12 protein-coding genes and 2 pseudogenes are annotated in these 21,847 nt (G+C 66.6%); all 14 read left to right on the forward strand.

All coding sequences use genetic code 11. From position 1 onward, the window contains the following. Nucleotides 1-2: 2 nt before the first annotated feature. Nucleotides 3-779: an SDR family NAD(P)-dependent oxidoreductase gene (locus tag EJ105_RS14605; protein ID WP_250166901.1), complete on the forward strand. Its 777-nt coding sequence runs from the start codon at nucleotides 3-5 to the stop codon at nucleotides 777-779. 19 nt (nucleotides 780-798) lie between these two features. Then, nucleotides 799-1,914, forward strand: a complete 1,116-nt coding sequence (locus tag EJ105_RS14610) for an FAD binding domain-containing protein (protein ID WP_250166902.1) — start codon at nucleotides 799-801, stop codon at nucleotides 1,912-1,914. A 115-nt stretch (nucleotides 1,915-2,029) separates the two neighbouring features. Continuing rightward, nucleotides 2,030-4,066 carry an FUSC family protein gene (locus tag EJ105_RS14615; protein WP_250166903.1) on the forward strand — a complete coding sequence of 679 codons (2,037 nt, stop codon included), beginning with the start codon at nucleotides 2,030-2,032 and terminating at the stop codon, nucleotides 4,064-4,066. 24 nt (nucleotides 4,067-4,090) lie between these two features. Beyond that, the gene (locus tag EJ105_RS14620; RefSeq protein ID WP_029557446.1) at nucleotides 4,091-4,297 is read left to right on the forward strand and encodes a DUF1656 domain-containing protein; all 207 of its coding nucleotides are present in this window, start codon (nucleotides 4,091-4,093) and stop codon (nucleotides 4,295-4,297) included. Further along, nucleotides 4,294-5,193 (forward strand): efflux RND transporter periplasmic adaptor subunit, encoded by a 900-nt coding sequence (locus EJ105_RS14625; protein ID WP_250166904.1) that lies wholly within the window; start codon nucleotides 4,294-4,296, stop codon nucleotides 5,191-5,193. Before EJ105_RS14620 ends, EJ105_RS14625 begins: the two co-directional genes overlap by 4 nt. Before the next feature lie 282 nt (nucleotides 5,194-5,475). After that, nucleotides 5,476-7,773 carry an FdhF/YdeP family oxidoreductase gene (locus tag EJ105_RS14630; protein WP_250166905.1) on the forward strand — a complete coding sequence of 766 codons (2,298 nt, stop codon included), beginning with the start codon at nucleotides 5,476-5,478 and terminating at the stop codon, nucleotides 7,771-7,773. 2 nt (nucleotides 7,774-7,775) lie between these two features. Beyond that, nucleotides 7,776-9,194, forward strand: coding sequence for a cytochrome ubiquinol oxidase subunit I (locus EJ105_RS14635; RefSeq protein ID WP_250166906.1), 1,419 nt, complete (start codon nucleotides 7,776-7,778; stop codon nucleotides 9,192-9,194). Nucleotides 9,195-9,196: 2 nt separating this feature from the next. Further along, complete coding sequence (cydB, locus tag EJ105_RS14640; RefSeq protein ID WP_250166907.1) at nucleotides 9,197-10,225, forward strand: cytochrome d ubiquinol oxidase subunit II; 1,029 nt, start codon at nucleotides 9,197-9,199, stop codon at nucleotides 10,223-10,225. A 614-nt stretch (nucleotides 10,226-10,839) separates the two neighbouring features. Further along, the gene (locus EJ105_RS14645; RefSeq protein WP_250166908.1) at nucleotides 10,840-16,014 is read left to right on the forward strand and encodes a trifunctional serine/threonine-protein kinase/ATP-binding protein/sensor histidine kinase; all 5,175 of its coding nucleotides are present in this window, start codon (nucleotides 10,840-10,842) and stop codon (nucleotides 16,012-16,014) included. Between the two features lie 522 nt (nucleotides 16,015-16,536). Continuing rightward, nucleotides 16,537-17,895 (forward strand): tyrosine-type recombinase/integrase, encoded by a 1,359-nt coding sequence (locus tag EJ105_RS14650; protein WP_250166909.1) that lies wholly within the window; start codon nucleotides 16,537-16,539, stop codon nucleotides 17,893-17,895. Between the two features lie 183 nt (nucleotides 17,896-18,078). Further along, nucleotides 18,079-18,236, forward strand: a pseudogene (locus EJ105_RS14655) (transposase); the annotation flags it as partial. 93 nt (nucleotides 18,237-18,329) lie between these two features. Next, nucleotides 18,330-19,116, forward strand: a pseudogene (locus EJ105_RS14660) (IS3 family transposase); the annotation flags it as partial. Nucleotides 19,117-19,243: 127 nt separating this feature from the next. Then, complete coding sequence (locus EJ105_RS14665; protein ID WP_250166910.1) at nucleotides 19,244-20,131, forward strand: polyphosphate kinase 2 family protein; 888 nt, start codon at nucleotides 19,244-19,246, stop codon at nucleotides 20,129-20,131. Nucleotides 20,132-20,230: 99 nt separating this feature from the next. Continuing rightward, nucleotides 20,231-21,469 (forward strand): ArsB/NhaD family transporter, encoded by a 1,239-nt coding sequence (locus EJ105_RS14670; protein ID WP_250166911.1) that lies wholly within the window; start codon nucleotides 20,231-20,233, stop codon nucleotides 21,467-21,469. Nucleotides 21,470-21,847: the final 378 nt, after the last annotated feature.

The raw sequence follows: 21,847 nt of genomic DNA on the forward strand, positions 1-21,847 counted from the left end.
CCATGAAGATCGATCTCTCGGGCAAGACCGCCCTCGTCACCGGGTCGAGCGAAGGCATCGGCTTCGCCATCGCCAAGGGGCTTTCGCAGGCCGGGGCAACGGTCGTCGTCAACGGGCGCGCGGAGGCGAAGGTGGCCGAGGCCGTCGTGCGCATCGGCGGCACGGCGCGTGGGCAGGCCATCGACCTCGGCACCGCGGAAGGCGCCGCCGCGCTGGTGGCGGCCGAGCCGGCGTTCGATATCGTCGTGAACAATCTCGGCATCTTCCAGCCGTCCGACTTCTTCGAAACCGACGACGCGGTGTGGGACCGGCATTGGGCGATCAACGTCATGTCGGGCGTGCGCCTCGCCCGCGCCTACCTGCCGGGCATGGCGGAGCGCGGCTGGGGGCGCATGCTGTTCCTCGGCTCGGAATCCGCCTTCAACATCCCGGCGGACATGATCCAATACGGCGTCAGCAAGACGGCTGACGTCTCCCTCGCCCGCGGCCTCGCCAAGCGCATGGCGGGCACGGGCGTGACCGTGAATTCCATCCTGCCCGGCCCCACTCTGTCGGAGGGCGTCGCCGCCATGCTGAAGGACGCGGTGGCGGCGGGCAAGACGCTGGAGGAGGCCGGCGCCGACTTCGTGAAGGCCCACCGGCCAAGCTCCATCATCCAGCGGCCGGCGAGCGTTGAGGAGGTCGCCAACATGGCGGTCTACATCGCCTCGCCGCTCGCCTCCGCCACCACCGGCGCCGCCCTGCGGGTCGATGGCGGCGTCATCGATTTCATCGTCTAGCGTTCAGGAGAGACAGGCCATGCCCCCTCGCATTCTCATCGTCGGCGGCTCCATCGGCGGCCTGTTCGCCGCCGTGCTGCTGCACCGCGCCGGCTTCGACGTGCGCGTGACGGAACGATCGGTGCATGGGCTGGAGGGGCGGGGCGCCGGCCTCGTCGCCCAGCGCGAGGTGTTCGACATCCTGAGGGAAGTCGGCGTGGAGCACCTCGCCCACGTGGGAGTGACGGCCCACGAGCGCATCTATCTCGACCGGGCCGGGGCCATCATCCATCGCCAGCGCACGCCCCAGACCCAGCTCTCCTGGGACGTGCTGTTCCGCACCTTCCGCCACCTTCTGCCGGATGATCGCTACCACATCGACCGGCAGGCGGTTTCCGTGACGCAGGCGCCCGGCAGCGCCCGCGTGACCTATTCCGATGGCACCGAGGAGCGGGCGGATCTCGTCATCGGCGCCGACGGCGTCGGCTCGACGCTGCGCAGCGCGGTTGCGGGCCCGGAGTCCCGGCCCACATATGTGGGCTACGCCACCTGGCGCGGCCTCCTCCCCGAGGCGGAGGTGCCGGCGGTGGCCGCCCGGCAGCTCTTCGACCGCTTCGCCTTCTACGAGATGCCGGGCTCGCACATCCTGGGCTATCTCGTGCCCGGCCCGGACGGCTCCACCGTCACCGGCCACCGCCGCTACAATTGGGTCTGGTACCGGCGCTATACGCCGGACGAACTCGACAGCGTTCTCACCGACATCGACGGCGTGCGCCGCCCCTTCTCCCTCGCGTCAGGTCGGGTTCGGCCGGACATCGCAGCCGCGATGAAATCCGATGCCGCGCGCCTGCTGCCCCCGGCCTTCGCCGCCGTGGTGGAGGCCGAGCCGCGCCCCTTTCTCCATGCCATCTTCGACTACGCGCCGCCGCAGATGGTTTCCGGCCGCGTCGCGCTCATGGGCGATGCGGCCTTCGTCGCCCGCCCCCACACCGCGATGGGCGTGGCGAAGGCGGCGGGCGATGCCTTCGCGCTCCGCGATGCGCTCAGCCACACCCCGGATATTGACACCGCCCTCGCCGCCTATGCCGCCGAGCGCGCGCCGGTGGGGGCGGCGATCGTCGCCTACGGTCAGCGCCTCGGCGGTTCGCTCGGCTAACCCGATAGTGTAATCAAACCAAGGTAGGCCCCCCCTACCTTGCGTATAATTGGCCGTTGCCCGGCAAGACCTATGCTCAACAGAGCCTCGATGGGTTCAGCAAGGCACGGCATCAATGAGCTCCACAGTACAAGGCACTCTCGACAGCCCCCCGGAGACAAATTCCGGAGCCCTGCGCGCGCGCCTTCGCTCCTGGGGTCCGCGCGCCCTGTTCGGCGTCCGGCTTGCGGCGTCGGTTTGTCTGGCGCTCTACATCACCTATGCGCTCGAACTCCAGAACTCTTTCTGGGCGGCGACGACAGCGGCCATCGTGTGCCAGCCGAACCTCGGCACATCCCTGCAGAAGGGACGCTGGCGGATCATCGGAACGGTGGCGGGCGCGCTGGCCATGGTGACGGTGCTCGGGCTCTTCGCCCAGAGCCGATACACCCTCGCCTTCTGCCTCGCCGCGTGGTGCGGCCTGTGCGGGGTCGCCGTCGTGGTGCTCCGGAATTTTGCGTCCTACGCCGCGGCCCTGGCCGGCTTTACCGCAGCGGTGATCTTCGCCGACACCATCGCCGATCCGACGTCGGCCTTCTTTTTCTCCATCGTTCGTGTCAGCGAAATCGGCATCGGCATCGGATCGACGCTCTTCGTCATCCTCCTCACCGACTTCGGCGCCGCGCGCAGGACCTTCGCCAGCCTTCTGGAAGATATGGCCCGCCAGTTGGTCCGCGGCTTCCGTTCGACCCTCGCCGCGCCGCAAGACACGCGCGAGACAGGCGTGAGCCCCAGGGAAGTCCTGCGGAAGCTGAGCCTGCTTCAGGCCGCAGCCGATGCGGCCATGGCGGATTCCCCATATCTGCGCTCACGCAGCGGTCATCTGCGCGAGGCCGGCGCACGCCTCATGGACGCGGCGCTCGGCTGGCAGAGGATTGCCTTGGAGCAGGAGGTTTCCGGCCAACCGGACCACGACGTTCTTGCATGCCTGGACACCCTGCTGTCCCGCCTCGACCCGGCCGATCTCGGGCGAGACCCGGAGCGGCTCCGCAGCGCCTGCGCGGAGGCTTTGCAAACTCTTGAGACGCTTCCAAAAGATGAGGCCAGCGCCTCAGTTCTGGCGGATGCGGCCCGCGACCTCGTCCTTTGCCTCCAAGCGACAGCAGGAAGCATCGCCTTGCTCATGGGTGCGAGGGCCGAACGCCGGACCGCACCGTGGGCCGTCGTCATCGGCGATCCGCTTCCGCCCCTGCTCAGCGGCTTCCGTGTCTTCTCGGCGGTCGCCGCGGCGGCGGCCTTCACCATCGCCACCGAATGGCCGAACGGTCCCCTCGCCATTGCCTTCGTCGCGATCGCCGTCCTGATCTTCGCTCCGGCGGGCGATCAGGCCCGCGTGCTCGTCACGGACTACACCATCGGCTCCATCCTCGTGGTGGGTGTCGCCTGCAGGCTCTATTTCGGCATCATGCCGTCCATCTCCACCTTCCCGCAGCTCGCCGTGATGCTGGCGCTTTTCCTGGTGCCGGTCGGCTGGATGCAGGCGGGCAGCTGGCACACGCCGCTGTTCCTGGCGATGTCCGTCAATCTCCTGCCTCTGATCGGGGTCGGGAACCCGACTTCCTATGATGCGTCCACTTTTTTCAACATCGCGCTGACGATCATCCTGGGCAACATCATCGGAACGCTGTTCTTCATCATCATTCCGGGTCTGTCGCCCGAGGTGCGGACGCGACGCCTTCTCGCCCTCTCGGTCCGCGACCTGCGACGGCTCGCGGGCCGGCCACAGACCCGGGACGCCATGCGCTGGACGGCGGTGATGACACGCCGTGTCGAGGATCTGCCGCCCCAAGCCACGGACGAACAGGCGAGCTCCCTCTTGACGCTCTTCGTCCTCGGGCGGGCCCTGATCCTCCTGCGCGAAACGCCGGCGGACGAAGTCGAGCGCCGGCTCATCTCGGACGCCAGTGTCGCGCTTGCGGAGGGGCGGGCGGCGCAGGCGCGCATCGCCTTCGGCGACATGGAGCGCGCGCTGGCGGAGCGGGCGGCCTCCCAACCCTCCGAGGCGCCGGCGGTCATATCATCGCGTGTGCAGATCAAGATCATCACGGATGCGCTCGGCGCCTGTTCAAACCTCCTCGAAGGGACGAACGGTCAGCGCACCAACCTCAGCTAGATCCGGAAAGACGAGATCCATCCCATGTTCTCGGAACTCAATCTCCTCGGCGTGCTGTTCTCGCCCTTTGCAGCCATGATGCTGGCGGCGTGGTTGATGACCATCCCGCTCATCATGTTCGGCAACCGCACCGGCCTATCGCGAACGGTGTGGCACCCGGCCCTGTTCAATCTCGCGATCTACGTGATCGTGCTGTCCCTCACCGTCCTGAGCATAGGAGCAGGTTCATGACCGCCATCGACATCCCTGCCGAAAAGGGAGCCTCCGTTTCGCGTCGCGTGACAGGCGTGCTCCTGACACTCGCCGTGGTCGGCATCGCCGGCATCCTCGGATGGCGGATGTGGGAGACCTACATGACCACGCCCTGGACCCGCGACGGCACCGTGCGAGCCTATGTGGTCACCGTGGCGCCACAGATCTCGGGACGCATCATCGAGCTGCCGGTGAAGGCCGACCAGTTCGTCCACAAGGGCGACCTCCTGATGGTGATCGAGCCCTCCGACTACCAGAACGCGCTCGCCAACGCCGAGGCCGCCGTGGCCCGCGCGAAGGCCGACCTCGAGAACAAGAAGGCGGAGGCGGAACGGCGGACGAAACTGAGCGCCATCGCCGCCTCGGAGGAGGAAAAACAGAGCTTCGCGGCCTCGGCGGACATGGCTGTGGCCGCCTATCAGCAGGCCCTCGCCGATCGCGACCAGGCGAAGCTCAACCTCAGCCGCACGCGCATCGTCTCTCCGGTGAACGGCTATGTCACGAACCTGCTCACCCAGGTGGGCGACTATGGCACCAGCGGCCAGCGCGCGCTCTCCGTGGTGGACAGCGACAGTTTCTGGGTGGACGGCTATTTCGAGGAGACCGTCCTTGCCGGCATCCACGTGGGCGACAAGGCGAAGGTCGCGCTGATGGCCTATTCCACGCCCCTCGCCGGCCACGTCACCGGCATCGGCCGGGGCATCGCCATCCCCAATGTGGCGCCGGATGTCTCCGGCCTCGCCTCGGTGAACCCGGTCTTCACCTGGGTGCGCCTCGCCCAGCGCGTGCCGGTGCGCATCGCCCTCGATCCCGTGCCACCCTCGGTCATCCTCTCCGCCGGCCTCACCGCGACGGTCTCGATCTCCGGGAAGTAACGACCGACCCGAGCCGACCGACGGCCCGCCCCGAAACGGGCGGGCCGTATGCGTTCGCGCCGCCTCATCCCTGCCTCGTCCCCTGCCCCGTCATCCTGCGCAAAGACTGTCCCGCGCCATACAAAGGTATGCGCCGGGCATATGTGAAGCCCATTTATTCGGGCTGATCCGGCGGCAATCATATCCTCGTCTTCCGGTTACTTTCACGTCCGGCGACTTGTGCAGTCGAGACGAGCCCCCTCGCTTGACGGCCTCACCCCCTCATTGCTGCGGGAGCCGCCCATGGGCATCGCAAAAACCATTCGTCCCTATCATGAGCCCGCCGGCGGCTGGGGCGCCCTGAAGGCCATGGGCAGCGCGCTGGTGGAACAGCACGTCGCCGTCTCCGGCATGGCCACCCTCGCCCGCATGAACCAGCCCGGCGGCTTCGACTGTCCCGGCTGCGGATGGGCCGACCCCAAGCACACCTCGCCCTTCGAATATTGCGAGAACGGCGGCAAGGCGGTGGCGTGGGAGGCGACGGCGAAGCGCTGCACGCCTGAATTCTTCGCCGCCCACACCGTGACAGAACTTGCCGCCTTCGGCGACTACGAGCTGGAGATGGAGGGCCGCCTCACCCATCCCATGCGCTATGACGCGGCGAGCGACCGCTACCTGCCGGTGCGCTGGGAAGAGGCGTTCGCCCTCGTGGGGCAGCATCTCAATGCCCTGCCAGACCCCAACATGGTGGATTTCTACACCTCGGGCCGCGCCTCCAACGAGGCGGCGTTTCTTTATCAGCTGTTCGCCCGCGAATACGGCACCAACAACTTTCCGGACTGCTCCAACATGTGCCACGAGGCCACCAGCGTCGGGCTGCCCCAGTCCATCGGCGTCGGCAAGGGCACGGTGCTGCTGGAGGACTTCGCACGGGCGGACTGCATCTTCATCTTCGGTCAGAACCCGGGCACCAATTCCCCGCGCATGATGACCGAGCTGCGCAACGCCTCGCGGCGGGGCGCCACCATCATGTCGTTCAACCCGTTCCGCGAACGGGCTCTGGAGCGCTTCCAGGCGCCGCAGAACCCGGTGGAAATGGCGACGCTCACCTCCACGCCCATCTCCTCGCGCATCTTCCAGGTGCGGGTCGGCGGCGACGTGGCCCTCCTCAAGGGCGTGATGAAGCATCTCGTCGCGGCGGATGAAGCGGCCCGCGCGCAGGAACTGGCGCCGGTGCTCGACTGGGACTTCATCCGCGGCCACACCGCCGGCATCGATGCCCTCATCGCCGACCTCGCCGCGACCTCCTGGGAGGACATCGAGCGCAAGAGCGGCATCGCCCGTGCCGACATCGAGACGGCGGCCGAGGCCTACATGCGGGCAGAGCGCGCCATCCTCGTCTACGGCATGGGCATCACCCAGCATCGCCACGGCACGCAGAATGTGCAGCAGATCGCCAATCTCGCGCTGCTCAAGGGCAATGTGGGGCGCGAGGGCGCCGGCATCTGTCCGGTGCGCGGCCATTCCAACGTGCAGGGCGACCGCACGGTGGGCATCACCGAAGTGCCGTCCGCTGCGCTGCTCGATGCCATAGAGGCGCGCTTCGGCTTCACCCCGCCGCGTGCCTTCGGCCACAACGTGGTCACCGCGCTGGAGGCCATGCTGCGCGGCGAGACGAAGGTGTTCATCGGCCTCGGCGGCAATTTCGCCGCCGCGATCCCGGACTGGCAGCTCACCCAGGCGGCCATGCGCCGGCTGGACCTCACCGTCCACATCGCCACCAAGCTCAACCGCAGCCACCTCGTCCACGGTCGGGACGCGCTGATCCTGCCCTGCCTCGGGCGGACCGAGATCGACATGCAGGCGAGCGGGCCGCAGTCGGTCACGGTGGAGGATTCCATGTCCATGGTCCACGCCTCCAGGGGTCACAACCCGCCGGCCTCCGACCATCTGAAGAGCGAGCCGGCGATCATCGCCGGCATGGCGCGGGCGACGCTCGGCAGCCGCTCCAGGGTGAACTGGGAGGCGCTGACGGCGGACTATGCGCTGATCCGCGAGGACATCGAGGCGGTGTTCCCGATCTTCCAGGGGTACAACGCGCGTATCAAGCAGCCGGGCGGCTTCCACCTCACCTCCACCGCCCGCGAGCGCATCTGGGCGACGGCCTCGGGCAAGGCGAACTTCATCGTCTGCGAAGGCCTGTGCGAGGACCCCGGCGTCACCGGCCACCCGCTCTGGCTCACCACCGTGCGCAGCCACGACCAGTACAACACCACGCTCTATTCGCTCTCCGACCGCTATCGCGGCGTCCATGGCGCGCGCGATGTGATCTTCCTCGGCGAGAAGGAGATGGAAAAGCGCGGGCTGAAGCCGGACGACCGCGTGGACATCGTGACCGTCTCCACCGACGGCATCGAGCGCGCGGTGCGCGGCTTCCGCGTGGTGCTCCATCCGTTCCCGGAGGCGAGCTGCGCCGCCTACTACCCGGAGACAAATCCGCTCGTGCCGCTCTACGCGCACGACCCGCAGAGCTTCACCCCGGCCTCGAAGGGCGTCCCCGTGCGCCTCGTGAAGTCCGCCCCCGCCACCGAAGCGAAATGACCATGGACGCCCTTGCGCTCTCGCGCCTGCAATTCGCCTTCACTGTCGGCTTTCACATCCTGTGGCCGACGCTCACCATCGGCACCGCCTGGTTCGTCACCCTGCTCAGCTTCCTGTGGTGGCGGACGGGCAAGACCGTCTACCGCGACCTCATGCGCTTCTGGATGCGCCTGTTCGCGCTGGTCTTCGGCATGGGCGTGGTGACCGGCATCGTGCTGAGCTACCAGATCGGCACCAATTGGGCGGGCTTCTCGCGCTCCGTCGCCAACGTGCTCGGCCCGCTCCTCGCCTATGAGACCATGACCGCCTTTTTCCTGGAGGCCGGCTTCATCGGCATCATGCTGTTCGGCGAGTCCCGCGTGTCGAAGGCGACACATTTCTTCGCCTGCCTCATGGTGGCGGGCGGCGCGCTCATCAGCACCACCTGGATCATCGCCGCCAACAGCTGGATGCAGACCCCGGCCGGGGCCGTCGCGGATGCCGGGGGCATTTTCCATGTGGTGGACTGGTGGCAGGTGATCTTCACCGCCTCCTTCCCCTATCGCCTCGCCCACATGGTGTGCGCCAGCTTCCTCACCTGCGCTTTCATGATCGCCGGTGTCTCCGCCTTCCATCTGTGGCGCGGCCAACATGTGGCCGCCTCGCGCACCGCCTTCTCCATGGCGCTGTGGCTGGCGCTGGTGCTGGCGCCGCTCCAGATCTTCATCGGCGACCTGCACGGCCGCAACACGCTCGTCGAACAGCCCACCAAGCTCGCCGCCATGGAGGGTCTGTGGGACACCACCCGCGGCCCGGCCATGACGGTGATCGCCTGGCCGGACATGGCGGCGCAGAAGAACCTCTACGCGCTCGAAATCCCCCACCTCGCGAGCCTCTACCTCACCCACAGCTGGAACGGCGAGGTTGAGGGCCTGAAAGCGGTGTCGCCCGCCGACCAGCCCAACGTGCCGATCGTGTTCTTCGCCTTCCGCATCATGGCCGGCATCGGCATGCTGCTGCTGATGACGGCGCTGACGGGGCTGGTGCTGCGGATGCGCGGACGGCTCTACGACACCCGCTGGTTCCAGTATCTCGCCATGACGACCACCCCCCTCGGCCTCGTCGCCGTGCTGGCCGGATGGACGGTGACGGAGGCGGGCCGGCAGCCCTGGATCATCTACGGCGTGCTACGCACCGCCGATGCCGTCGCCCCGGTGGCCGCCGGGGCGGTGACCACCAGCCTCCTCATCTTCTTCGCGGTCTACAACCTGCTCCTCCTCGCCTTCCTCTGGTTCGCCGGACGGGTGGCGTTCAAGGGCCCGACCGACACGTCGCCCGAGGTGGCGGAACGCCCCGGCATGGAGCGCGCCAGTGTCGGCCTCTTCACCCATTCCCCCACCACCCCGTTGCCCGCCCCCGGCGCCGGACAAGCGAAGGCCTGACCATGACCGAGCTGATGCAGGCGGACCATGTGCCGCTCCTCTTTGCCGCCGCCGCCCTTTTCTGCGTCACGGTCTACGTGCTCGCCGACGGGCTGGACCTGGGCGTCGGCATCCTCTTCCTCGCCGCCCCGCGCGATCAGGACCGCGACGTGATGATGGCCTCCATCGAACCCGTCTGGGATGGCAACGAGACGTGGCTGGTGATGGGCGGCACGCTGCTGTTCGCCGCCTTCCCCGCTGGCTACTACGTCCTGCTGCCGGCCTTCTATCTGCCCATCATGTTCATGCTGTTCGCCTTGATCTTCCGGGGCGTCGCCTTCGGCTTCCGCCTGCAGGCGACGCGGTTCCGGCCGGTGTGGGATGCCGCCTTCTTCGCCGGCTCCTTCCTCGCCACCTTCTGCCAGGGGCTTATCCTCGGCGGGCTCATCGAAGGGGTGCCGGTGGAGAACGGCATGTTCTCAGGCGGTGCCTTCAGCTTCCTCAGCGTGCTCGGCGTGCTGTGCGGCATCGGCCTCGTGGGCGGATACGCGCTCATCGGTGCCGGCTGGCTGATCTGGAAGGCGGAGGGTCCGACGCAGGTGTTCGGCCGGGAGATCGCCCGGGCCGCGCTCATCCTCACCGCCGCGATGATGCTGCTGGTGAGCCTGTGGAGTGCCTGGAGCGTGCCCGAGGTCGCGGCCCGCTGGTTCGCCCTTCCCAACCTGTTCTGGCTCGCGCCCGTGCCGCTCCTCACTCTGGCGGTGATCGCGGGGATCTGGTGGGCTATCTGGAATGGCCGCGAGGCGCAGACGTTCGTTCTGTCCCTCGTTCTGTTCGCCCTCGGCCTGTTCGGCCTCGTGGTGAGCCTGTGGCCCTATGTGGTGCCCCGTCAGGTCACGGTGTGGGACGGGCTTTCGGATCCCCGGTCCCTCGCCTTCCTCGGGGTGGGCGTCATGGTCATCATCCCGGTGGTGCTGGCCTATCAGGCCCACGCCTACTGGATCTTCCGGGGGAAGGTGCAGCACGAAGGGGGGCACGGCAGCTACGGCTGACGACCGACCGCCCGGTTCGCGATCGCTCGCCCCGAAGCCACATGGCACGGGGCGAGCGATTGCGTGAGTGCTGGCTGTTCCTGTCCCGGGTCCGCCCGTGATCTCATGCCTCAAGGCCCCGAAGCAGAAGCACCGCCGCCGTCATCGTCTCCCATGACGCAATCGTTCAAAGCGACCGGCATATTCGACAAGAGACCGATCCCGAACACCGGCAACATGGCGACGATTTCCGGGACGCATCAGATGCGAGGATCGATGACCATGAGCCAGGCGCCTACGCGTCGCCTCGGCGGCAATTTGAGGCTGGGGTGGTGGCGGCACACGCGCTCGCTTTCGACCGGACCGCAGGCGCGGCGCGCCCGGGCGATGCCCGACATGTGATCGTCGCCCCCTCCCCGTCGCGTCGGTGCCGACCATAGCCCACCTTGACGCGGGCGCCCGTTCGAGAATATTTAATCGAACGATAAATAGCCGGTTTTCGGGTCTCTCCGGCGCATCGACCGCCAGCCGCAAGCGCCAACGGCGCGCTGGACGCCCTTGCAATAACGCACTACAAATAAGAAACAACATCTATTTTACGTACATTTATGCAATGAACGGATGAAAGATCGCCAGTGGACAGCGTGCGAGACATCGACGGCAACAGCGCCCCGCTCCGCAGCGGGATGGACGCCGCATCCTTCGACCGCCTCGCGCTGACGTCGGAGGGCGCCGTTGACGGCATCGTATCCTGTCTCGCCGAGGACGAGCTGACCGGTGAACGCTGGCGGGTGAAATCCGCTTTGCGGGGCAGTCCGGCCGCGGCCCTGCTCGATCGGGAGGCGGCCCTGGCGCAGGGTCTCCCTTCCGACCTCATCGATCCGCCCCAGCGGCTGGAGCATCGCAGCCGGGTGATCCTCCTCTACCCGGATCGCCCAATGGCGAGCCTCGACGACCTCGCCCCCGGCACGCTCGCCCCGGAGGCACTCCTCGATCTCGGCATGGCCATCGCCGCCGCGCTCTCGCGGCTGCACGCGCTCGGCACCATCCATGGCGGCCTCAAGCCGCCGAGCGTGCTTCTGGAAGAGCGGGGACGGGTCCGCTTCCGCCATCTCGTCGGCCCCATAGGCACGGATGCCCCGCAAGCGGCCGGCTTCACGGCGGCCGACGCCATCGCCTACGCCGCGCCGGAGCAGGCGCGGCTCCACCGCCCGACCAGCGACGCACGCAGCGATCTCTATTCGCTGGGCGTGCTGCTCTATGCGCTGCTCGTCGGCCGGCTGCCGCTCCAGGCCACCAGCATGGCGGAGTGGCTGCACGCCCATGTGGCGGTCGAACCGGTACGGCCCGGCGCCGTGCGCGGCGATATCCCGCCCATGCTCGATGCCATTCTCATGAAGCTCATCGACAAGGATCCGGAGCGGCGCTACCAGAGCACCGAAGCGCTCCAGATCGACCTGCGCCTCGCCCGCGCCGCGCTGGCGGCCGGCGACGGCGCGGCGACTTTCGCCCTCGGCCGCGGCGAATTCGCGCGCAAGGGGCTCGAGGCACGCGGGCTGTTTGGCCGCGCGCTGGAGCTGTCGCAGCTCGTGGAGGCCTTCGGGCGTGTGTCCCGAACGGGCCGGAGCGAGCTGATCCTGCTGCGCGGCGAGGCGGGGGCAGGCAAGTCCGCCCTCGTGGAGCAATTGTCGAAGGCCTGGCTGCCGGCAGAAGCCCAGTTCGCGGCCGGCAAGAGCGTCCTGCTGCAGGAGGGCATGCCCTACGCCCCATTCGCCCAGGCGCTGCGCACCCTGGTCATGCGGGCGCTGGGCGAGAGCGCGGACGTGCTGGACGGCATCCGGGAGCGCCTTGCTGCCCAGCTGTCGGGCTACAGCAGCCTTCTGATCGACCTCGTGCCCGAGGCCGAATTCATTCTCTCGGACGGGGGCGCCCTGCCCGAGGTCGCCGCGAGCATGGCGCAGGCGCGCGTGGTGCGGATCGTGCTCCAGACCCTCAAGGCCTTCGCAACGCCATCCCGGCCACTCGTCCTGTTCCTCGACGACCTGCAATGGATGGATGCGGCGAGCCTCGGCGCCCTTCAGGCCCTGTGGCGCGAAGCGCCGCCGCATGCGCTGCTGATCGGCAGCTATCGCGAGGAAGAGGTCGCCCGGCATCCGGAGCTGGCCAGCCTGCTGGCGGAGGCGCGCACCGGCCCGCTGCCGACAACGGAGATCCGCGTCGGCCCGCTGTCGGGCGCGGAGACCCTCGAATTCGTGGCGAGCGCGCTGAACGGCGCACCGGCCGAACTCGGCGAGCTCGCCGACAGCATCCATCGCAAGACGGGGGGGAATGCCTTCTTCGTCCGGCAGCTCCTGCAGAAGCTTTTCGATGACCGGGTGATCGCCTTCGATCCGGAGGCGCAGCGCTGGCGCTGGGACGCACTGCGCTTCGGCGCGTACAATTCGGTTTCGGACTTCATGCTGCAACGGCTCGACGCCTTGCCGCCGAGCCAGCGGGGTGTCCTGCAGCGGCTCGCGAGCGTCGGCGGGCGGGTTTCAGGCGAGACCTTTGCGCACCTCGTCGGCCAGTCCGAGGTCGAGGCAGGGCATGTGGCGGTCGAGCTCGTGGAAGCCGGCCTGCTCCTGCGGCGGGATGCGGACTACGTCGTCGCCCATGACCGCGTGCTCGAAGCCGCCTACGCCTCCATTCCCGAGCCGGACCGCCCCGCCGAGCATCTGGCCATCGCCCGGCGCATGATCGCCATCGCGCGCGATGGAGACGCTGACTGGGCCTTCGCCATGGCCGCGCAGATCGAGCGCGCAGATCGCACCACGCTGGACGAGGCGGAGCGCCTGAGCTTCGTGAGGGCCTTGCGGACCGCGGCCCGCCACGCCCGCAATTCCGGCGCCGTTCAACAGGCGGCCGGCCATATCGAGATGGCCCGCAGCCTGATGCCCGACGTCTGGCAGGTGAGCCATCGCGCCTTGTTCGCGGAAGTGAAATGGCTCCATTGCGAAATCCTCATCGCCCTCGGACGGATCGATGAGGCCCTGCCGGCCATCGAACGCTCGCTCGCCATCGCCGCCACTCCGGTGGAGCAGGCCGACCTCTATCGACTGAAGGCCATCGCGCGGACCATCCGGTCGGACTACGAAGGGGCGATCGACGAGGCCCTGGCAGGGCTCGCCCTCCTCGGTGTCGAACTCGAGCGGTTCGTGACGGACGAACAGCTCGCGCAGGCCTATCAGGCATGCAGCGCCCGTCTCAATGCCCTCGACGTCTCCCACCTGCGCGACCTGCCGGAAATCACCGACCCCGCAATGCGGTCGGCGCTCGCCCTGCTCTCTGCCCTGAGCGCGGCCTTCTTCGTGCGCGGCGGCCTGCGCGTGCTTCATCTGATCAAGATCGTCGAACTCACCCTCGATCACGGCATGACGCCGGAGGCGGCCTACGGGTTTGCGTGGTTCGGCGTGTTCTGCGCGGATCTCTACGGCGCCTACGAGGATGGCGAGACCTACGCTATGATGGCGCAGGATATCGTCCAGCGGGACGGCTACGAGGCGCAGCAGACGGCGGTTCTGCTGGCCCTCGACCAGGTGGGCGCGTGGACGCGGCCACTGCGCTTCGCCCTCGACCGTGCACGCGAGGCGGCGCAGATCGGCCTGACGGCCGGCGATCTCGGCTGGGCCTGCTATGCCCGCAACCACATCGCGTCCAACATGCTCATGCTGGGCGCGCCCCTCTCCGCGGTGCGGGACGACATCGAGGAAGGATTGGCGTGGACGCGCCAGTTCAAGTATCGCGACATCGAGCTCATCCTGGCGGCACAGTCCCGCTTCGTGGATACGCTTGCATCCGGCGACTATGACGGCGCGCAGGGCGTTCCGGAAGCGGAAATCACCTCGCTGGCGACCCTCTTCTGGGTCCGCCATTACGCAGGCGTCACCGCCTTCCTGTTCGGTGATTTCGAGCGCGCCGTCCTCCAGCTGGAACAGGCGGCGGCGCTGAGCTGGGCGGCGCCGGCGCACATCGACACCGCCTCATGCGCGCTCTTCCTCGCCCTCGCATTGGCCCGCACCAGCGCAGGCGCGCCCGCCCGAAAGGTGGCGCTGGGAAGGATCGACGAGCTGCGGCGGCGCTTTGCCGATCGCGCCCGGTTCAATCCGTCCACCTTCGAGTGCAAGCACCTGCTGCTGGAGGCCGAGGCGGCGCGGCTCTCCGGCATTCCTGCGGACGCGCAGCGCCTGTACGAGCAGGCGGCAGACGCGGCGGCGGCCAGCGGGTTCGTCCATGAGCAGGCGCTGGCCTACGAGCTGGCGGCCTATTGCTGCCGTGAGGCGGGGCTGGGCATTCCCACCTCCGGATACGTCCAGGCGGCGATCAGCCACTACCGGCACTGGGGCGCGCAGGGGAAGGCGGACCAGTTGCTGCGCAGCTTCCCCCTCCTGCTCGACGGCGGCGCCGGCGCGCGCCAGCACCAGGCCGGCGACGGGACGGCGGATGTCGCGGGCGTCCCGGCGGGACAGGGCGGCCTCAACCTGGAGGTGATGACCAAGGCCGCGCAAACGCTGGCCGAGACGGTCGGGCTCGATCAGGTCATCCGCACCTTGATGCGGGAGATGATCGTCCATGCCGGTGCCCAATACGGCCTTCTGATCCTCATGCGCGACCGCGATCCGGTGATCGAGGCCTCGGCGCGCGTCGAAAACCAGCAGGTGGAAGTGGACGTCCACTCCGCCGTTCCCACCGCACGGGATCTGCCGCTGGCCATGCTCAACACGGTCATGCGCACGCGCAGGACGGCGGTCTTCGCCGATGCCGCCAGCGAGGAACCGGGCCTGCGCGCCGCCGGCCACGGGAGGGCGCCCGCGCGCTCCCTGCTCTTCATGCCGCTGATCAAGCGCGGCAGTCTCGTCGGCGTTCTCTACCTCGAGAACAACCTCGCGGCGGACGTCTTCACGCCAAACCGCACGGCGCTGCTGGAACTGCTGGCGACGCAGGCGGCCATCTCGCTCGATGCCGCCCGGCTCTACAACGATCTCGTGGACGAGAACACACGGCGGGCCAGCGCGGAGTTCGATCTCAGAGAGACGCGCGCGGAACTCGGTCGCGCCTCCCGCATGATGGCCATGGGCAATTACGCGGCCTCCATCGCGCACGAGATCAACCAGCCCCTGACCAGCATCGTCGCGAGCGCCGATGCGGCCATGCGCTGGCTGCGGCGCGCCGAGCCGGACGTGGGCGAGGCCTTGCAGGGCGTGGAGCAGATCCGGGCTTCGGGCATGCGCGCGGCGGGCATCGTCAAGTCCCTGCGCGCGCTGGCCAAGCGCACCGCCCCGGTGCTGGAGCCGATCCGCCTCGAAGATCTCACCGAGGACGTGATGCGGCTGGTGGTCAAGGATCTCCAGTCGAACGGGGTCGAGCTGGTCGACCTGCTGGCGGTGGACCGGCGCCCCGTGGAGGCCGATCCCGTCCAGTTGCAGCAGGTCGTCTTCAACCTCATTACCAACGCCATTCACGCCATGGAAGCGGTCGATCCCGGCCGGCGGCGCCTGACCATCGAGACCTCTCAGGACGCGGGGACGGTGCGCCTCAGCATCGCCGACACCGGCTGCGGCATGAGCGAGGATGTTCTCGCCCGCATCTTCGAACCCTTCTTCACCACCAAGCACGCCGGCATGGGCATCGGCCTGTCCATCTGCCGCTCCATCATCGACGCGCACGGCGGCGTGCTCAGGGCGCGCTCGACCGTGGGAGAGGGAAGCGTCTTCTACTTCAGCCTGAAGACCCTGGATGACGCCGCCCGAACAGAACAGGATGCGCAAGCCTGAGTGAAGGCACCAATCATGCCCTGGAGAACGCTTGCATCTTGTGTCGCATGCCGCAGATCGTCACCACCCTGCTCGCCCAACAGGGCAAGCGCGGCCTTCAGTATCTCGACCGCAAGGCGCGCACCGTGCCGTGGTGACTATCGCCAAGCGCGCGTCTTTTCGACCAAAACTATTCGAACTTTTCCGCCGTCAAACGCCGTCGTCTCTACGCCTGAAGGCACTCTTGTTGGGCAGCCCGAAACGAAGGTCCACGCGTTCGGCGGTTCAAGAGTGCCGCGGAGGGCGATCTGCGGGATTGGGCGCACCCGGCACGATTCGAACGTGCGGCCTTTGCCTTCGGAGGGATTACCCGTAGCACCGTCAAATTTGCGACGGAGCGCCCAATGATACGCTATCATACTGTTTCCAAAAAAGAATTTGAGCCGCACCCTACCCGAGGCTATCCTTCTCCGCGCTACGATTTTCGCCCTGCTGCTTACGTGGTGCTTACGCGAGACGGGGCGACTGGCGCGGAGAATCTCCATGGCTAAGCTCACTAAAAGGACCGTCGATGCCGCGGAAGCCGGCGCCAAGGATTACGTGATCTGGGACGACGAGCTCCCTGGCTTTGGCCTCCGGGTTTTCACGTCAGGGAAGCGAAGCTACATCCTTCAGTATCGATCAGCCGGCCGATCGCGCCGGTTCACGATCGGGCTGCACGGGGTTTGGACACCAGAACGTGCGCGCCAGGAAGCCAAGGCGCAGTTGGGCCGGATCGCCCAAGGCGACGACCCCGCCGAAGAGCGGCTGCTGGATCGCAACGCGCTCACGGTCAAAGAACTCTGCGACCTCTACCTAGCTGACCTGAAAGCGGGTCTCATCCTCGGAAAGGGTGGGCGCCCCAAGAAGCACAGCACGATCGCCTCTGATCTTGGCCGCATCCACCGCCGTATCGTTCCGCTCCTCGGCTCGCGTCGCGTCAAGGACTTGACCAAAGCCGACATCACCAAGGCCATGAAGGACATCATGGCGGGGAAGACCCGCGTCACTGTCAAGACGAAGAAGCTGCGCGGCAAGTCCATCGTGAAAGGCGGTGCCGGCACAGCCACGCGGACAATCGGCCTGCTGGGCGGTATCCTCACCTATGCGGTCGAAGCCGGGATCATCGAGACGAACCCCGTGCACGGCGTGCGGCGGCCGAAGGACAACGTCCGAGCCCGGCGGCTGAGCGAAGCCGAATATCGCGTCCTCGGCGACCTACTCAAGGCGGCGGCCGAGAACGAGAGCTACCGGATGTCGGTCGAGATTATCCGCCAGATCGCCCTCACCGGATGCCGCCGCATGGAGATGGTCACGCTCCGATGGGCGGAAGCCGATATGGATTCGAGCTGCCTCCGCCTGATCGACAGCAAGGAGGGAAGCTCCATTCGGCCCATCGGGCTGCCCGTGGTGGAATATCTGGAGAGGCGCCGGAAAGAGGCGGTCGGAGATTATGTGTTCCCCGGCCGGGGCGGCGAGAATGCGTTCGGCAGCTTCCCCAATCACTGGAGGAAGATCTTCGCGGGCTCGTCCTTGGCCGACGTCACCCCTCACATCCTGCGCCACAGCTTCGCCAGCGTCGCGAACGATCTTGGCTTCACCGAGGTCACCATCGCCGCCCTGGTCGGCCATGCGAAGGGATCGGTCACGAGCAACTACATCCACACGCTCGACACCGCCCTGATCATGGCAGCCGATACGATCTCCGGCTACATTCAGGGGCTGCTCGACGGGATCGAGTTCAAGCAGACCGCCTACGCGCTTGATCGCGGCTCCCGGAAGGCGGCATTGGCCCGGTTTCTCCGAAGAGTCGCCGGCGATGAGGATCCGGAACCGGACCAAAGCGAGCATCTCGCCGCATGATACGGACCTCTTCCCCAGAGCATCCTGCGCCCCCTGCCGGTGAGGGCTCCTCCTACCATGGGGCTCCTCGCCCTGGTGGCCATCTCCAATCATGCCGACGGGCAGCCTCTTTTTTCGCAGGAGAGCTTCTGCACCGGGGATGGCATCGACCCCGGATGCTCAAACATGGTGGACGGAATGGGACAGGTCATGAGCGGCATCCTCAATGTGATCCGCAACGGCCTTCAATGGAAGGATGCGCCGAAGGACTACGGCCCAAACAAGACGCTGTACAACCGCTTCATTCGCTGGACCGGCTCAGGGTCTTCGACCGTATCTTCGCCAACCTCGCCGGCGAAGGGCCCAGACCGGAGTGATCTGATCCCCGAAAACTGGATCGTTCGGAGTTAGATTTTTCCGCACTGTCATCCCTTGGCCGCGAGGAGCGGAAGACGATGAAGGCATCGAAGTTTTCGGAGGCCCGAAGGCGTTCATTCTCAAGCAGGGCGCCGATGGGATGCCGGTGGCGGACATCTGCCGCCGGGCGGGCATCAGCCAGGCGACCTGTTTCAACTGGAAGAAGAAGTACGAGGGGATGGCGCCGCTGGAGATGCGGCTGAAGCAGCTCGAGGATGAGAACGCCAAGCTGCGGAAGCTGGTGGCGGATCTGTCCCTGGACCGGGAGATGCTGCAGGACGTCATGCGCCGAAAAATGTAAGGCCTGGTCGCAAGCGCGAGCTCGTCGATGCGGTGCGCAGCGAGTGGCAGGTGTCGATCCGGCGGGCCTGCGCGGTCCTTGAGGTGGACACCTCGACCTATCACTACAAGCCTCATCGAACCGACCAGGCCGGCCTCGCAGCACGGATCAAGACGATCTGCGAGACCCGCGTGCGCTACGGCTATCGACGGGTCCAGGTCCTACTCAGACGGGAGGGATGGCATGTCAATCAGAAGCGAACCCGCCAGCTCTACAATGAGTTGGGCCTTCAGTTGCGCAACAAGACGCCGAAACGCCGGGTGAAGGCGAAGCTGAGAGAAGACCGGGCTCCGGCGGCGCGGCCGAACGATGTCTGGGCGATGGACTTTGTTCACGACCAACTCGCCACCGGCCGCAAGATCCGCGTGCTGACCGTGGTCGACACTTTCTCGCAGTTCTCGCCGGTGGTCGATCCGCGCTTCAGCTATCGTACCGAGGACGTTGTAACGACGCTGGAGAATGTCTGCGCGCAGGTCTCTCATCCATAATTTCCAAACAGGCTCTAAAGTGTTCATGTCGATTCGGCTCCGTGGGCGGCGCCCGGCAACGGGGCGGCTCCAAGGGCCATCCTTGGGCGCGAGCGGCGGTGATTTCACCTGAGAGGAGAGCAGGATGGGCCTGCGCAAGAAGCTCGTCGTCGAACCTGGCACCCTGGTGAGGCTGAAGGACGTGGATGCCGCCTTCCACGGCGATTACGCCTCCGCCGAGCACGCCAAGGACGATCTCGCCAAGAATGTCACCCGCCTCGCGGAGCTGCAGCAGAAGCTCTATGGCGAGAAGAAGCACGCGCTGCTGGTTGTGCTCCAGGGCATCGACGCCGCCGGCAAGGACGGCACCTGCTGGCATGTGATGGCGGCCATGAACCCGCAGGGAACCTCCGTAACGGGCTTCAAGCAGCCGACCGCGGAAGAGCGCCTGCATGATTTCCTGTGGCGGGTCCATCCGCACGCACCGGGCCTCGGCGAGGTGGCAGTGTTCAACCGCTCCCATTACGAAGACGTACTGGTGGTGCGGGTGCACGATCTGGTGCCGAAGGACGTCTGGTCCGAGCGCTACGACATCATCAACGACTTCGAGAAGCTGCTGACAAAGGCTGGGGTCACCATCCTCAAGTTCTTTCTCTACATCACGCCGGAGGAGCAGCTCGCCCGGTTCGCCCAGCGCCTCGACGATCCGGCACGGCAGTGGAAGATCTCGGAAGCCGATTACAAGGAGCGGGCGTTCTGGGGCCAGTACATCGCGGCCTATGAGGACATGCTGGCGAAATGCTCCACCAAGCATGCGCCGTGGTATGTGATCCCCTCCAACCACAAATGGTTCCGCAACCTCGCCGTCTCCAAGATCATCGAGGAGACGCTCGACGAGATGAACCTGAAGCTGCCGACACCGACCGTGAATCTGGAACAGATCCGCAAGGATTATCACCAAGCGTTACAGGCGGAGAAGGGCAAGGCCCGACATCCGGCTGGCCGAACATTTTCGCAACCGGACGAATCGTGAAAGTTTCCCGGCTTGGCCGGACGGTTCTTGCGGCGCGTGTCTTTCCAGGCAGGTCGCGGAGGGGCTCGTCCGGTTCCGGCATCACCGATGGCGGGGCCCATGGGCGTTACCCTTCTCGTTTTCCTTCTGGTCTATGTGGCCATGGGCCTAGGTAAGCTGCCGGGCTTCAAGGTAGACCGCACCGGCGCGGCCATCGTCGGTGCCCTTGCTATGATGGTGGCGGGCAGCATCAGCGCCAAGACTGCCTGGGAGTCCATCGACTACAGCTCGGTGGGGATGTTGTTCGGCCTGATGGTGGTGTCCGCCGCATTCGTGGTGTCGGGGTTCTATGGGTGGACGGCGCAGAAGGTGACAACGCTGCCGGTCAGCGCGCCAGTGTTGCTGGCGGTGCTCGTCGCCGTCGGCGGTCTGCTGTCGGCGCTCCTCACCAACGATGTGGTGGTGGTGGCGATGACGCCGCTCCTGGTCTCGGTAACGCTGGCGCGGGGTCTCAACCCGGTGCCCTTCCTGTTGGGCTTCTGCTTCGCCGCCAATACCGGATCCGCCGGCACCCTGATCGGCAGCCCGCAGAACATGATCGCGGCGCAGCAGCTTGGCCTGTCGTTCAATGGCTTCCTGATGGTGGCGGCGGTGCCGGCCCTGCTGTCGCTGCCCCTGGTGTGGGGGCTCATCGTCTGCCGCTATCACGGGCGCTGGACCTCCCCGCAGCTGGAGCGGGAGCATCCGGTGGTAGCGACGCAGCTTGACAAGGCGGAAACGCTGAAGGCCGGGGTGGCCACGTTCCTGGTCGTGCTCGCCTTCGTGGTGAGCGACTGGCCGCGCGACCTCATCGCGCTGGGCGCCGCCGGCATCCTGCTCATCAACCGGCGGATCGCCTCAAGCGACATGCTGAAGCATGTGGACGGCAATCTGCTGCTGCTCATCATGGGGCTGTTCGTGGTCAATGCGGCCATGGCGGCGACAGGGCTGCCGCAAAGCCTATTGAACGACATGCGCGGCGCCGGCATTAACCTCAACGATCCCCTGTCCCTATTCCTGGTGTCAGGCGTGCTCAGCAATGTGGTGGGCAACAACCCCGCGGTGATGTTGCTGGTGCCGTTCCTCGAACCCGGTCACACCCGGGCGCTGGCCGACGCGCTTGGCGCCGCGCTCGCGCTGGGGACTGGATTTTCCAGCAACCTCATCGTGTTCGGAAGTCTTGCCGGGATCATCGTGGTGGAGCAGGCCGCGGTCTGCGGCATCAGGATCTCATTTGGCGAGTTCGCGCGCGCGGGGGTGCCCGTGGCACTCGCCTGCATGGCGGTGGCGGTGGTCTGGATCCTGCTGATTGGCGTGTGACGAAATGTGGTGATCACGCGCAGGATACTCGACAATGCGGTTTTTTTATTGAATAATCTTATATTTCGATTTCTTTATGTTGGTTTTCAGGATTTTTCTGAAAATGAAACAAACCGTCATGAGCGAGGATCAGGACCTATTGATTGCGCTGTGGACGTGATTCAAAGTCTCCAATGAGGAGGCGGCCGTGGGTGATTTGTTCCTGCTGAGCGAGCGGCAGATGGCTCGGATCTCACCATTCTTTCCCTTAGTGATCGTCCCCCGTTTTGGTGGACACCCATGCTAGCTTTGGCGAGCTTCACAGGAGTGTTCGATGGGCGCACGGCGTCGGGTGTTTCCAGAGGCGTTCAAGCGGGAGGCGGTTGAACGGGTCACGGC

It is taken from the genome of Xanthobacter aminoxidans, assembly GCF_023571765.1.
In the GTDB taxonomy this organism is placed as follows: domain Bacteria; phylum Pseudomonadota; class Alphaproteobacteria; order Rhizobiales; family Xanthobacteraceae; genus Xanthobacter; species Xanthobacter aminoxidans.